General features: G+C 59.6%; 11 protein-coding genes. 5 read left to right on the forward strand and 6 right to left on the reverse strand.

Annotated features, from left to right (window positions below; all coding sequences use genetic code 11):
• Positions 1–63: 63 nt before the first annotated feature.
• Both BTM36_RS16865 and BTM36_RS16870 read left to right on the forward strand, forming a co-directional pair.
• Positions 64–285, forward strand: a complete 222-nt coding sequence (locus BTM36_RS16865; RefSeq protein ID WP_039876271.1) for a hypothetical protein — start codon at positions 64–66, stop codon at positions 283–285.
• Complete coding sequence (locus tag BTM36_RS16870; RefSeq protein ID WP_174616865.1) at positions 285–572, forward strand: type II toxin-antitoxin system RelE/ParE family toxin; 288 nt, start codon at positions 285–287, stop codon at positions 570–572. Before BTM36_RS16865 ends, BTM36_RS16870 begins: the two co-directional genes overlap by 1 nt.
• A gap of 27 nt (positions 573–599) precedes the next feature.
• On the opposite strand, the gene BTM36_RS16875 is transcribed toward BTM36_RS16870, so the two are convergent.
• Entirely contained in the window at positions 600–1,871 is a 1,272-nt protein-coding gene (locus tag BTM36_RS16875; RefSeq protein ID WP_077237162.1) for an FAD-dependent oxidoreductase, read from the reverse strand.
• 536 nt (positions 1,872–2,407) lie between these two features.
• Here BTM36_RS16875 and purL point away from each other — a divergent pair.
• From purL to BTM36_RS16890, 3 genes are all read left to right on the forward strand, one after another.
• Positions 2,408–6,433: a phosphoribosylformylglycinamidine synthase gene (gene purL / locus BTM36_RS16880; protein WP_077237163.1), complete on the forward strand. Its 4,026-nt coding sequence runs from the start codon at positions 2,408–2,410 to the stop codon at positions 6,431–6,433.
• Between the two features lie 208 nt (positions 6,434–6,641).
• On the forward strand, positions 6,642–7,979 hold the full coding sequence (locus tag BTM36_RS16885) for a DUF6402 family protein (protein ID WP_039876265.1): 1,338 nt from the start codon (positions 6,642–6,644) through the stop codon (positions 7,977–7,979).
• A complete protein-coding gene (locus tag BTM36_RS16890) occupies positions 7,973–8,395 on the forward strand; it encodes a hypothetical protein (protein WP_077237164.1) in 423 nt (140 codons plus the stop codon). The genes BTM36_RS16885 and BTM36_RS16890 overlap by 7 nt, the downstream gene beginning before the upstream one ends.
• Before the next feature lie 174 nt (positions 8,396–8,569).
• Here BTM36_RS16890 and BTM36_RS16895 read toward each other — a convergent pair whose 3' ends face one another.
• The 5 genes from BTM36_RS16895 to BTM36_RS16915 all read right to left on the reverse strand — a co-directional run bounded on the left by BTM36_RS16895 (position 8,570) and on the right by BTM36_RS16915 (position 13,609).
• Positions 8,570–10,036: an IS1182 family transposase gene (locus tag BTM36_RS16895; protein ID WP_077237165.1), complete on the reverse strand. Its 1,467-nt coding sequence runs from the start codon at positions 10,034–10,036 to the stop codon at positions 8,570–8,572.
• A 151-nt stretch (positions 10,037–10,187) separates the two neighbouring features.
• Positions 10,188–11,312 (reverse strand): porin, encoded by a 1,125-nt coding sequence (locus BTM36_RS16900; RefSeq protein WP_077237166.1) that lies wholly within the window; start codon positions 11,310–11,312, stop codon positions 10,188–10,190.
• Positions 11,313–11,839: 527 nt separating this feature from the next.
• Positions 11,840–12,616 (reverse strand): peptidylprolyl isomerase, encoded by a 777-nt coding sequence (locus BTM36_RS16905; RefSeq protein ID WP_006712622.1) that lies wholly within the window; start codon positions 12,614–12,616, stop codon positions 11,840–11,842.
• Between the two features lie 91 nt (positions 12,617–12,707).
• A complete protein-coding gene (locus BTM36_RS16910) occupies positions 12,708–12,992 on the reverse strand; it encodes a BolA family transcriptional regulator (RefSeq protein WP_077237167.1) in 285 nt (94 codons plus the stop codon).
• A complete protein-coding gene (locus BTM36_RS16915) occupies positions 12,989–13,609 on the reverse strand; it encodes a septation protein A (RefSeq protein WP_077237168.1) in 621 nt (206 codons plus the stop codon). Before BTM36_RS16915 ends, BTM36_RS16910 begins: the two co-directional genes overlap by 4 nt.
• Positions 13,610–13,649: the final 40 nt, after the last annotated feature.

Genomic DNA, 13,649 nt, shown 5'->3' on the forward strand with positions numbered 1-13,649 from the left:
TGCAAAAGGTTGCAAATGGTTGCATAGTGATGCGCAATAAAACCCTGATATCAAGGAGCTGATATGGCTATTGCAATGAAACTTTCGGATGAGCTGGTCGATATGGCGAAGCCTCGCGCAGCTGCTGAACACCGCTCTGTGCCAAAGCAGATTGAATACTGGGCGCGTCTGGGTAAGGCCGTCGAAGACAATCCCGATCTGCCGGTTCAGTTCATCAAAAGCACCTTGGTGGCGGTGGCGGAGGCTGATGCCGGCCAACTTTCCGAATATCGCTTTGGGGTGTGATGGTGTTGAGCATTCTCGGCACCCCCTCGTTTGATCGTGTCGTCAAGAGACTGCACGCGAGAGACAAAAAGGTGGTTGACCAGGCCGTCATGGCGATTGCCACCGATCCAGCCATCGGCGTGGAAAAAAAGGGCGATCTGGCAGGGGTATTCGTCTACAAGTTCAAGGTCAACAAACAAGAAACCTTGCTGGCGTATCGCTTGCAGCCGAACAAGAAGAGCCCGCAGGAAGTGGTATTGCTAAGCCTCGGCTCGCATGAAAATTTCTACGACGCCATGAAGCGCTAAAAAGCGCTAAACCTCGTTCTGGCGCGGTCAGCCCAGCAGATCGCGCGGCAGCAGTCCGTCGGTCGGGATTTCCGGTTCTTCGCCGGCCATCAGGTCGCTCAGCAGGCGTGCCGAGCCCACCGTGGCGGCCCAGCCCGTGGCGCCGTGACCGACGTTGACGAAGACATTGCCCTGCCGCGTCGGGCCCAGTACCGGCAGGCCGTGCGGCAGCAAGGCCATGGTATTGCTCCAGAAATGGGCCTGGTTGTAGTTGGCGGCATTGGGGTAGTAGTCACCGGCGATCTTGAGCAGGTTGCGCAGAGCCTTGGGCGGCAGCGTCTGCGAGGGCGGCACGAAGCCCAGCAGGCCACTGATGCGTATGCGTCCGCCCAGGCGCGTCATGGCGACCTTGTAGCTGTCGTCGTAGAGCGCCATGCTGGGCGCATCGTCCGGATTCTTGACCGGCACCAGGGCTGAATAGCTCTGCAGCGCCCGCAGGGGGAGCGCCGTGTCCAGCGGCTGCAGCAACCGGGCGCTGGACATGCCGGCGGCCACCACCACGGCGTCGACCTGCATGTGCGAGGCCAGATGGGGTGACTCCAGCAGCAAGGAAACGCGACCGCCGAAGTCGGCGCTCAAGGTCCGGACGGTGGAATCGAAATGGAAGCTCACCCCCAGCTCCTGCGCGGCATTGCGCATCTGCTTGGCAAACAGCACGCAATTGCCGGCCATGTCGTCGGGATAGTAGAGCGCGCCGGCCAGCTTGGCCTCCGAGGAAAAGGCCGGCTCCAGGGTGCGGATCGCCGCCGCATCCAGGGCCTGGTGCTTGAACTCGCATTGCTGGGCGGCTTCCTGCAGGTGGGGCATGCGCGCCGCCTCGGCTGGCTGGCGGAACAGGTGGAGTACACCGTTGCCGTTTTCGTGCTCCATGTTGTGGTGCGCCTGCAATTGCAGGGTCAGGCCCTGGCCGTAGGCCGACAGGCGCGACAGTCGCAGCTTGTTCTCGGCGAACTCGTGCTGTTGTGCCTGGCGCGTCTGGCGCATCCAGCGGCGCCGGCCGAAGTCGGCACCCGAGGCCAGCAGCACCCGTGGCTCGTCCTGGAAACGGCAGGCAAAGGTGGCCATGGCACCCGGCAGGGTCAGGGGCATGGCGGCCCCCGGTGCCAGCAGGCCGGAGTCGCCGAAGGTGGCTTCCTCGGCCACGTGCGCGCGGCGCTCGATGACGGCCACCTGATAGCCCTTGGCGGCCAGGAAGTAGGCGCTGCAAATCCCTGAAAGTCCCCCGCCGATGACGGCGATCTGTCGATGTCTGCTGTTCACTCTGTTCGTCTTGGAAGCGGCCGGGCCGCTGTGGTCATGGTCATCGGTTCTGCATGCTGGTGTGCCGCGGGCTGCCTGCCGCGCCACGTGGCCTGATCGCGCAGTGGCTGCAGGCCGTTTCCGATGCGGGCCGAATGATACCGCGAAATTTCCTTGTCGTTCGGATATTGCCGCAAAGCCACATTCTGGCCATCACCATAGGACAATCTGCTCACTTCCCAGGACAACGCACGGCACCGGGCGACCGATGACACGGATGTCCCCAGATGTCCCCACAGGCAGCCGGCGAGACCCGGGACGTCGTCGGCTACTGCAGCCAACTGCTCGCTTTGCCTGGGACGGGGACCGGCGTCCACTGTATAATGCCGGCTCTGCCAGCAAACGCGCGCACGATCCATCAGTCCGCCGTACCCGAAACTGCACGTTTTTACCTAGTGCGGTGCAACATCCGAGGGTGCGGCCGGTGTCGGTGGACCGGTCCCTGCCGCGATGCTGCGACGGTTTTCCCGATTCAAGCTAACTGCCTCGACCTCGCCATGCTGATCCTGCCGGGCTCCAATGCCCTTTCCGCTTTCCGTACCCAACGCCTTTTGACCCAATTGCAAGCAGTGGACGCCGCCATTACCGGCGTATCCGGCCGCTACCTGCACTTCGTCGATGCTCAGCAGGCATTGACCCAGGAGGATGAGGCACGCCTGAACGGCCTGCTGACCTACGGCGATCCCTTCAACGGCAGCGACGAGGGCGATGCCTTCGTGGTGATCCCGCGTTTCGGCACCATTTCGCCGTGGGCCAGCAAGGCCACCGACATCGTGCGCAACTGCGGCATGAGCCACATCCACCGGGTCGAGCGCGGCATCATCTTCCGCGTGCAGGTCAAGACCGGTCTGCTGGGCGGCGCCAAGAAGCTCAATGAAGCCAGCCTGCCGGCCGTGGCCGCGCTGCTGCATGACCGCATGACCGAGACCGTGCTGCGCGATCCGCAGGAGGCGGCCGGCCTGTTCTCCGAACTGCAGGCCCGTCCGCTGGAGAGCGTGGATGTCATCGGCGGCGGCCGTGCCGCCCTGGAAGCAGCCAATACCGAACTGGGCCTGGCCCTGTCGGATGACGAGATCGATTACCTGGTGGCAGCCTTCACCAAGGCGCAGCGCAATCCGACCGATGTCGAACTGATGATGTTCGCCCAGGCCAACAGCGAGCACTGCCGCCACAAGATCTTCAACGCCGACTGGACCATCGATGGCCAGGTGCAGGACAAGTCCCTGTTCGGCATGATCCGCAACACCCACCAGCTGGCGCCCAAGGGCACCGTGGTGGCGTATTCGGACAATTCCTCCGTCATCGAGGGCGCCAGCGTCTCGCGTTTCTACCAGCGCGGCGCCACCAAGGGCAACGTCTATGAAGCCTCGGAAGAGCTGACCCACATCCTGATGAAGGTGGAAACCCACAACCACCCGACCGCGATCTCGCCGTTCCCCGGTGCCTCCACTGGCGCCGGCGGTGAAATCCGCGACGAAGGCGCGACCGGCCGTGGTGCCAAGCCCAAGGCCGGCCTGACCGGTTTCACCGTCTCCAACCTGATGGTGACCCACGCCGTGCAGCCCTGGGAAAACGCCCGTGACGTGGCCCAGCCGGCTGCCGAGCGCGACGCCCACGCCCAGGGCGGTATCTACGGCAAGCCCGAGCGCATCGCCTCGCCGCTGCAGATCATGATCGACGGCCCGCTGGGTGGCGCGGCCTTCAATAATGAATTCGGCCGTCCCAACCTGGGCGGCTACTTCCGTACCTACGAACAGAACGTGGGCGGCCAGGTGATGGGTTACCACAAGCCCATCATGATCGCCGGCGGCATGGGCAACATCTCGGCCAAACACACCAGGAAGAACGACCTGCCGGTGGGCAGCCTCTTGATCCAGCTGGGTGGCCCCGGCATGCGCATCGGCATGGGCGGCGGCGCCGCTTCCTCGATGGCCACCGGCGTGAACACCGCCGACCTGGACTTCGACTCGGTCCAGCGTGGCAACCCGGAAATGGAGCGTCGCGCCCAGGAAGTCATCAACGCCTGCTGGGCGCTGGGTGACGAGAACCCCATCCAGTCCATCCACGACGTGGGTGCGGGCGGTCTGTCCAACGCCTTCCCGGAAATTACCAACGACGCCAAGCGCGGCGCCCTGTTCGACCTGCGCAAGGTACCGCTGGAAGAAAGCGGCCTGGCTCCGCGCGAGATCTGGAGCAACGAGTCCCAGGAACGCTACGTGCTGGCCATCCTGCCGGAACACCTGGATCTCTTCAAATACCTGTGCGAGCGCGAGCGCGCGCCCTTCGCCGTGGTCGGTACCGCCACCGAAGAGCGGCAGCTGAAGGTGATCGACCCCGAACACAACAACAGCCCCGTGGACATGCCCATGGACGTGCTGCTGGGCAAGCCGCCCAAGATGCACCGCGATGTGACGCACGTCGAGAAGCAACTGCCGCCGGTGGACCTGACCGGCATGGACCTGGTGGAGGTGGCCCAGCGCGTGCTGCGCCTGCCGGCCGTGGCCGACAAGTCCTTCCTGATCACCATTGGTGACCGTAGCGTGGGCGCCATGACCGTGCGCGACCAGATGGTCGGTCCCTGGCAGGTGCCGGTGGCTGACGTGGCCGTGACGGCCATGGGCCTGGAAGGTTATCGCGGCGAAGCCATGGCCATGGGCGAACGCACCCCGCTGGCCGTGATCGACGCACCGGCCTCGGGCCGCATGGCTGTCGGCGAAGCCATCACCAACATCGCCGCCGCCCCGATCGCCGAGATCGGCGACATCAAGCTGTCGGCCAACTGGATGGCAGCCTGCGGCCAGCCCGGCCAGGATGCCGCCCTGTTCGACACCGTCAAGGCCGTCGGCATGGAGCTGTGCCCGGCGCTGGGCGTGTCCATCCCCGTGGGCAAGGACTCGCTGTCCATGCGCAGCACCTGGAGCGACGAAGAGGGCGCCAAGTCGGTGACCTCGCCGGTGTCGCTGATCGTCTCCTCGTTCGCCCCGGTGACCGACGTGCGCCGCGTGCTCACGCCGCAACTGCGCAAGGACAAGGGCGAGACCGTCCTGATCCTGATCGACCTGGGTCGCGGCAAGAACCGTATGGGCGCCTCGGCCCTGACGCAAGTCATGCAGCAGATCGGCAACGAGACCCCGGACGTGGATAGCGCCGAGGACCTGAAGGCCTTCTTCAACGCCATCCAGCAACTGAACTCCGAAGAGCGTTTGCTGGCCTACCATGACCGTTCCGACGGCGGCCTGTACGGCACCCTGGTGGAAATGGCCTTTGCCGGCCACACCGGCATCTCGGTCAACCTCGACATCCTGACCATGGAAGGCGAGCATGCCGCCGACTGGGGCGATTCCAAGAACTGGACCACGCAAGTGGCCGAGCGCCGCAATGAACTGACCCTGCGCGCGCTGTTCAGCGAAGAACTGGGCGCCGTGATCCAGGTCCCGGCGGAACAGAAGTCGGATGTCATGAACGTGCTGCGCAGCTACAACCTGGGCGCCTGCAGCCACATCATCGGCAAGCCCAATGACCGCGACGTGGTCGAGTTCATGCGCGACGCCAAGAACATTTACAGCCAGCCGCGTGCCGAGCTGCACCGCACCTGGAGCGAGACCAGCTGGCGCATCGCCCGCCTGCGCGACAACCCGGCCTGTGCCGATGCCGAATACGAGCGCCTGCTGGACGCCGCCGACCCCGGCATGACGCCCAAGCTGAGCTTCGACCCGCAGGAAGACATCGCTGCACCCTACCTGTCGCTGGGGGCTGCTGCCCGTCCCAAGGTCGCCATCCTGCGCGAGCAGGGCGTGAACTCGCACATCGAGACCGCCTATGCCATGCACAAGGCCGGCTTCACCGCCGTGGACGTGCACATGAGCGACCTGATCGCCAACCGCGCCAAGCTGGATGACTTCAAGGGCTTCATTGCCGTTGGCGGCTTCTCCTATGGTGACGTGCTGGGTGCCGGCGAAGGTTGGGCCAAGACCATCCTGTTCAATGCCCAACTGGCCGAGCAGTTCTCGCGCTTCTTCCAGCGCCAGGACACCTTCTCGCTGGGGATCTGCAACGGCTGCCAGATGATGAGCAACCTGAAGTCCATGATCCCGGGCGCCGAAGCCTGGCCCAAGTTCACCCGCAACAAGTCCGAGCAGTTCGAGGCGCGTTTCGTGATGGTGGAAGTAGCCGATTCGCCGTCCATCTTCATGCAGGGCATGGCCGGCACCCAGGCGCCGATCGCCACCGCCCACGGCGAAGGTTTTGCCGACTTCTCGCAGACCGGCGACATCGACAAGGCCATCATCGCCATGCGCTACGTCGACCATCGCGGTGCAGCCACCGAAGCCTATCCGTTCAACCCGAACGGCTCGCCCCAGGGCATCACCTCGGTGACCACCCCGGACGGCCGCTTCACGGTCCTGATGCCGCACGCCGAACGCGTGTTCCGCACCGTGACCCAATCCTGGCACCCGGATACGTGGGGCGAGGATTCGCCGTGGATGCGCATGTTCCGTAATGCGCGCAAGTGGGTGAATTAATATTCCTCTGCAATGCTGAGAAAAGAGAAATTCACTCCGGTATAGAGCCGCAAGAAGAAACCCCATGTTTTCGGACATGGGGTTTTTTATTGCCAGATCGTGCGTCGGCAATGATGCATGGTGCAGTCAAGCTGGCTCTTTGGACGGCAGATCAGCACGATTTCGGACGCTAGCATGTCGGGCTCATCGTTTCCCATTCGAGAGTCACATGGCAAAGGTCAGGAAAGTCCCTTATTACGTAATCGAACGTTCTCTTCTGCGAAGTCCGCGCTGGCGGCTATACAAGGGCTCGGCGGGCGCGGTTCCCATCAATACATTTCAAACGATTTCCTTCGATCGGCTCCCACCAGGCTCGGCTACAAAAGCAGACCGCCTACTACCCAATGTGACGCCGGGAAGCGTACGAAAGGAAAAAACGCGCGAAGAAAAAAATAATCCGGGAAGTCCTGGTAGGCCGGAATCAGCGACTCAGCAAAAGCGGATTTCTCTATTTCGACAGCGCTATATCGACGCGGAGGATCGGGAAAAGCTTGCGATCTTCGATCTTCAGGATATTCCGGCAGCGATGGAGAAAATGGGGTGGCCAGTCGCGGCCAAAGCGGCAAGAAGGTGGTTTTCTGGCCAAGCACATGTCTATAACGATCAACCTGATTCTGAACAGCCGCTGGATGACTCGATCGTGTCACTGCGGTGGGTGCTTGGATATAAGGCCGTCAAGAGTAAATTAGACGAGTTGCTTCGCTCAGATATTTATTCCGAGAAGGCGCTCGCGTTGGTGGAGCGTAAATTGCTTGGGCGGGTTCGCGATGCCTTCCAGCGTTCTCAAAGTGCCAAGCCAAACCTAAACTTTGAGACAGAGATCATCAACTCAGACCTCCGACAGTTTCATATTGACTGGCACTTCCAGCGAAAGAAAATAAGCACGTTTGACACCTCAGATTGGGACTGGATGACGCCGACTGATTTAACTGCGACGCTAGGAAATTTTCTTCTGTATGTAGCGATAGGAAGAGTTGAGGTTCAGGGGCAGCGATATTTTGATTACAGCCAGAATCCTTATCGGTACTGTATGGACGCGGAAGCCAGGATGACCCATGTCTACGTGTATTTGAAGGACAACTACTCTTTCAATGACAAGGACCCGGCAAATAGCCAGTATCTCGGTCACTGGAACAAGCATGGAATGACTTCTTCTTTGGTGATGGCTGCCAATGAGCTACTTGGTCAGTATTATCCGTCAGCGAAAATGCATCTGAAAGGCGGAAAGAAGGAAGAATACAGAGTGGACTGGGACTATCTACCTTTTCCGCAAAAGCCGCTTGATAAGCCAATCGACACGCGACGTTCCTTTTTGAGGAAATTTGTGGAGATGGATGTTTATTGGCCTGTATTCAACCGCTCCTACAATGATTGGAGGGCGCGCAACGACCAGGGTGAAGATTTCATGATCTACAGTAAGCCTGAACTTTATAAGCTGGAAACTCCCATCACGATCAAACTCGGTACGTTAAGCCGTCCCTGCAAAGCCGGATCACCCATATGCTGAGTAGGTCCACCCTGATGTTTGTTTCGGCTTTCCTGATATTCGCGATCTATCTTGGCTTATCCGGAGGACACAAGGTTGATTGCGGCAGGTTCGATTACACGGAAAGATTAAATGGCGGATCAAAGGAAATTCTAGGGCAGCAATACATCATCACCATTTGCGGCAGCGGCACCGGCAATGGCGGGTTGTATGCCGATGATCCTCCTGACGTCGCTGAAATAAAGGTCTTAGATAGAGCGGGACACGTGCTGGTCAGGAGATACCTGACGATCGAATGGGATAACCCCTTGGGTCACCGGGCCTTGAGTATCGATCACGCCGGGATCAGCTATCAGGATGACGCGGACCAAAAAAATTACGTCATTTCAGTTCCACCATCTTTTGCGGAGCAATTAAAGGCCAAATTCCTGTTTTAGAGCGTTTATCCAGTCAGGATGAGGTTCAGCCGACCGGAGGAGCGGATGAAGATACTTTCAGGGGCTTCCACAGTGCTGCTGGTAAGCACCAAAAAACAAAAAAGCGCAGTTCCGAAAGGAACTGCGCTCAGATTGCTGACGAACCCCGTGTTTTCGAACACGGGGTTTTGTTTTTCATGCGCAGGTAATTTGTGGATGTTCGATAGCGCAGAGGCCAAGCAATGCGTTCATTTTTCTCTGTAGCCACTTTTGTACGCTTGCAGAGGTGCTTAAGCCGCGTAAAAGTGCGCGCTTGCGCGCCACCAGCAGGGCAATCTTCTTCATATTCTGGGCGGCAGCGGCCAACAGGCATTGCTCGGCGACCTTGCGCAAGCCGCGCATGCGGGCATAACGATGCCCGTGCAATTGCTTGGCGTCGGCGAAGCTGCGTTCCACCGTTTCCTTGCGTCTTGCATAGATGCGCTTGCCACATTCGGTGCGACGCCGATCATCCACCTTTTCCTTGGCACGCTCCCACACATGGCGTGTCACCACCTTGACCGCATTGGCGCTATTGGTGCATTGCTCGCGCACCTTGCAGCCCCGGCATTGCTCAGGATTGGATTTGTATTCCCGATACCCCAGACGATTGGTCGTGCTGTAGTGCAATGGCTGACCCTGCGGGCAGATGTATTCGTCCCGGTAGGCATCGTACTCATACTCCCGTTTAAAGATGGTCCCCGGCTTGTGGTTAGGCGTGCGGTAGCCCATCACGCCAGTGATCTCGTGATTCTCCAGCCCCTGGCAGATGGCCGGCGTAAAGTAGCCCGCATCCAGACCAACCGCCTGCACCTCAAATCCGAACGCCTCGCGCTGCCGGTCCAGACGCGCCAGATAAGGCTGGCTGTCATGCACCGAGGCGGGCGTGACATGGGTATCGGTAATGATGGAATGCTTGGCATCCACAGTACGGTGATCCAGGTAGAAGAAGCCCTTGGGCTTGTCGTCGCGCACCATGTAGCCACTCTCTGGATCGGTACGGCTGACCTTGATCTCCTTGGTGGGCGGCTCATCATCATCGTCACGCTTGAGCGGCTTCTTGCCATGCTCGGCACGGTCGATATCCACAGCCGCATCCAGTTCGGCCAGATAGGCCGAGGGTGTCTGGGTGACTTGCACGTAGTCGAACTTGTTCTTGTTGGCGTTGGCCTTGAGGTGGGTGCTGTCGCTGTAGAGCACGCGGCCGTCGACCATGCCACGACCAATGGCCTGACGCACGATCTCGTCGAAGATCTCTTGATAGATGGTGGTATCGATAAAGCGACGACGTCGGTTCTGGGAGAAGGTCGAGGAGTCGGGTACCTTGTCGGTGAGGCGGAATCCGGCAAACCAGCGATAAGCCACATTGACTTGAACTTCGCGGATGAGCTGGCGCTCGCTGCGGATACCGAAGAGATAGCCGATGAACAAAAGCTTGAAGAGCACCACGGGGTCCAGCGCCGGGCGGCCATTGTCGGCGCAATAAAGATGCGCCACCTTATCCCGGATGAATTCGAAATCCACCGCCGCGTCGATCTTGCGCAGCAGATGGTCCTTGGGCACGAGCATCTCGATGGTCACCATCTCTAACTCGTGCTGGGCGGCGGTCGGTTTTTTGAGCATGACCGATTAAACAACAAAGCCTTGGCTCTCGCCAAGGCTTTGTCAGCAATCTGAGCGCAGTTCCGAAAGGAACTGCGCTTTTTCTTTCTGCTTTCTGAATGCTTCCCGTTGTTAGCACGCTCTCCCGAGGGAGAGCGCCTTCACGCCCGGATCAGAAGATGTGACGAATGCCAACACCCAGGGTGGTGACGTTGTCCTTGCCGGCGGCCTGGCCGGTCAGCTCGTAGCGGGCTGCGTCCTTGGCCTTGTTGTAGTCCACGATGGTGTACAGCTGGGTGCGCTTGGACAGCGCATAGTCAGCCCAGGCTACCACGGCGTAACGCTTGCCGTCGCCGACATTGCCCACGCCGAAGACGGAAGCGTTCTGGATCTTGTCGTAGTAGAAGGCACCAGTCAGGGACAGGGCGGCGGTTGCCTGGTAGGAAGTGCCCAGGAAGTAACCCTTGTCCTTGCGTTGTACGCCAGCAATCCCAGCGATTCCATTGTTGGCGTTAGCAGCAGAAGCGGCCGCACTGCCAGACATTGCCGTGTAGGACGGAGTGGTGCCGGTGCTGTCCTTGATGTTGTAGTAGCCGCCGAACAGCTTGGCTGCGCCGATCTTGTAGGACGCCGACAGGTTGTAGGTGGTGTCCTTGTTGTCGCTGTTGGTGGCGCTCACGGTTTGCTGCCAGCCGCCGCCGACCGAGAACGGGCCGGTGGTGTATTGCAGCGAGCTGCTGATCTGGCTGCCACGGCGGGCCGAACCGGCTTGTTCGCCAGCGGCGTAGGACAGGCCGACGTTGAAGCCGCTGAAGCTGCCGTAGTACTTGATCATGTTGCTGTTGCGCACCAGGGTACCAGCAGCCGGCAGCCAGGAGTTGCTGTCGTAGTTACCGACGGTCAGCGGGTCGAAGTGGTCAGCCATCAGGTCGAACAGGGGCGTGTTCTGACGGCCGATGGACACCTTGCCGAAGCTGCCACCCAGGCCAACCCAGGATTGACGGTTGAAGATGGTGTTGGCGCTGCTCATGCCGCCGGTGTCACCGTTGAAGCCGTTTTCCAGTTGGAACATGGCCTTCAGGCCGCCACCGAGGTCTTCGGTACCCTTGAAGCCCAGACGGCTGTTGGCGATGGCGCCGTTATCCATGCGCACGTTGCTGTTGCCCTGCGCATTGTCGCTGCTCAGATAGCGGATGCTGGTATCGACGATGCCATAGATGGTCACGGTGGATTGGGCAAATGCGGTGCCGCCGGTGGTCAGGCCGGCTGCCAGCAGCAGCATGGAACTCTTCTTCATAGGTATCTCTCCTGAAAGCACGAATGTTGTGTTGTTGATGGCGTCGTGGATCGGCCTTGTGTGCTTCTCCCCGAAACACCTTTTTCTTGGCTGCGAACCAGGACTCCCTTGCTTCCTGCTCCCGTGGCGATTCGCAGCCTGTCCCTATTTGGAACAGGGACGAAGAATATCAGAACGATGGTTCGTAAATTGCGCAAAATGGTGCAGGTTTATTCTTCTTTTTTAATTATTTAGTGAATTTATATGTTTATAAAAAATTTATTGGATAAATCTTTTATAAGAATAAATCTTCACTATGACGCAGAGGATAGTGTTCCCGTAGGGCGGGAAGGCATCAAAAAGACGCTTTTTGGAGAAATTGCGAAGGATTTGGACGTTTTTTTGACGGCTACCGCATGAGTTGTGCGTTAATTCGTAGCTAAAAAGCAACATGCCCGGCAAGGAAACCTTGTCCGGGCATGTCGGTGGAGGGCGCTGGAAGACCTGGGTCTTCCTTCAGCCACTCGGGCTGCGCATGCGGGAGGGACTTATTGCACCTTGGCCTTGGCGCGCAGTTGTTCCTGATAGGCCTGCAGCTTCTTCTGTTGCAGGGCTTCAGCGATCTGCGGCTTGACTTCCTCCAGGGTCGGGACCTTGGCAGCGCGCACATCTTCCAGCTTGATTACATGCCAGCCGAACTGGGTCTGCACCGGAGTCTGGGTGATGTCACCCTTCTTCAGGGCCACCATGGCGTCGGAGAACGGCTTGACGAAGGAGGCCGGGCTGGCCCAGTCCAGATCGCCACCGTTGGCGGCCGAACCAGTGTCCTTGGATTGCTTGGCCAGGTCTTCGAACTTGGTGCCGGCCTTCAGCTTGGCGATGATGGCTTCGGCGTCTTCCTTCTTGTCCACCAGGATGTGGCGGGCGTGGTATTCCTTGTCGCCGGCCTGGGCCTTGAACTTGTCGTATTCAGCCTTGATGTCGGCGTCCGACACCGGGTTCTTCTTCAGGTAGTCGGCGATCAGGGCGCGGATCACGATGGACTGGCGGGCCAGTTCCAGCTGGTTCTTGACGTCGGTGCTGTTGGCCAGGCCTTGCTTGTCGGCTTCCTGCATCAGGATTTCACGGTTGATCAGCTCTTCCTTGATGGCGCCGCGCAGTTGCGGGCTATCAGGCTGGCCTTGCGCAGTCATCTGCTTGACCATCAGTTCGGCGCGGGAGGACGGAATCGCCTTGCCGTTGACGACGGCCAGGTTTTGGGCGAAGGCCGGGATGGAAGCAATTGCGAACAGCAGCACCAGCAGACGAGCGGGTTTGAATGTCATTGTTGAATCCTAGAAAAGAAAGGAATGAATCAAAACGGAGAAAAAAACAGGAGGGGGCTTGATAAGCAGGCGTCGGTCTTTGTTCTTGGTCTCAGTTCTTTGCCTCTGACGGGGAGAGCGCCACTATGGCCAGCGCATGGATCTCCTGCTGCATCAGGTCGGACAGGCAATCATACACCAGCCGATGGCGGTTCAACCGATTTTTGCCCTCGAACAAGTCTGAAACCAGGCGGATCCTGTAATGTCCTCCGCCCGAGGCTGCACCGGCATGTCCGGCATGCTGGGCAGACTCATCTTCGACCAGACATTCGGCTGGCGAGAAAGTTGCAGTCAGACGTGAACGAATGCGGTCTGCACGGGTATCGGCGCCACTCATTCGGCATCCTTCATGTACTTCGACAGGAACAGGCTCTGGCCGATGATGAAGGCAAACATCAGGCCCATGCTGCCGAACATCTTGAAGTTGACCCAGGTGTCGAGGGCATAGTTGAAGGCGATGTAGAGATTGAGCACGCCCATGACGGCGAAGAACACGATCCAGGCCAGGTTCAGGCGCGGCCAGATGGCTTCGGGCAGGGTGACCTGCTTTTCCATCATGACGCGGATCAGGTTCTTCTTCATGAACAGTTGCGACACCAGCAGGGCCAGGCCGAAGGCCCAGTACAGGATGGTCGGCTTCCACTTGATGAAGGTATCGTCACGGAAATAGATGGTGGCGCCACCGAAGACCACGATGATGGCCAGCGACACCCACAACATGCCATCCACCTTGCGACGGCGCAGCAGCAGCCAGGCGATCTGGCCCAGCGAGGCGATGATGGCCACGGCGGTAGACAGCAGGATCGGTGCCTGGGTGGCGGTGACGGCACCGGCCGACATGGCGCCGCCCAGGTATTGCATCACCAGGTCCTGCGCGGCCGAGGGATGGCCTTCGGCCCATTTGAAGACGCCGAAAAACAGGATGACGGGGAACAGGTCGAACAGGAACTTCATCGGTTGGCTTCTTCAGGAAAAGTCAGTAAACGGTTGATCG

The sequence above is a fragment of the Herbaspirillum sp. VT-16-41 genome, from assembly GCF_001994935.1.
GTDB lineage: Bacteria > Pseudomonadota > Gammaproteobacteria > Burkholderiales > Burkholderiaceae_D > Herbaspirillum > Herbaspirillum frisingense.

What these genes read in the sequence shown, in the direction of transcription:
- BTM36_RS16910 (WP_077237167.1), bottom strand. Translation starts at nt 12,992, where the DNA reads ATGAGTGGCGCCGATACCCGTGCAGACCGCATTCGTTCACGTCTGACT.
- BTM36_RS16870 (WP_174616865.1), top strand. Translation starts at nt 285, where the DNA reads ATGGTGTTGAGCATTCTCGGCACCCCCTCGTTTGATCGTGTCGTCAAG.
- BTM36_RS16905 (WP_006712622.1), bottom strand. Translation starts at nt 12,616, where the DNA reads ATGACATTCAAACCCGCTCGTCTGCTGGTGCTGCTGTTCGCAATTGCT.
- BTM36_RS16915 (WP_077237168.1), bottom strand. Translation starts at nt 13,609, where the DNA reads ATGAAGTTCCTGTTCGACCTGTTCCCCGTCATCCTGTTTTTCGGCGTC.
- BTM36_RS16890 (WP_077237164.1), top strand. Translation starts at nt 7,973, where the DNA reads ATGCTGAGTAGGTCCACCCTGATGTTTGTTTCGGCTTTCCTGATATTC.
- BTM36_RS16885 (WP_039876265.1), top strand. Translation starts at nt 6,642, where the DNA reads ATGGCAAAGGTCAGGAAAGTCCCTTATTACGTAATCGAACGTTCTCTT.
- BTM36_RS16865 (WP_039876271.1), top strand. Translation starts at nt 64, where the DNA reads ATGGCTATTGCAATGAAACTTTCGGATGAGCTGGTCGATATGGCGAAG.
- BTM36_RS16895 (WP_077237165.1), bottom strand. Translation starts at nt 10,036, where the DNA reads ATGCTCAAAAAACCGACCGCCGCCCAGCACGAGTTAGAGATGGTGACC.
- purL (WP_077237163.1), top strand. Translation starts at nt 2,408, where the DNA reads ATGCTGATCCTGCCGGGCTCCAATGCCCTTTCCGCTTTCCGTACCCAA.
- BTM36_RS16900 (WP_077237166.1), bottom strand. Translation starts at nt 11,312, where the DNA reads ATGAAGAAGAGTTCCATGCTGCTGCTGGCAGCCGGCCTGACCACCGGC.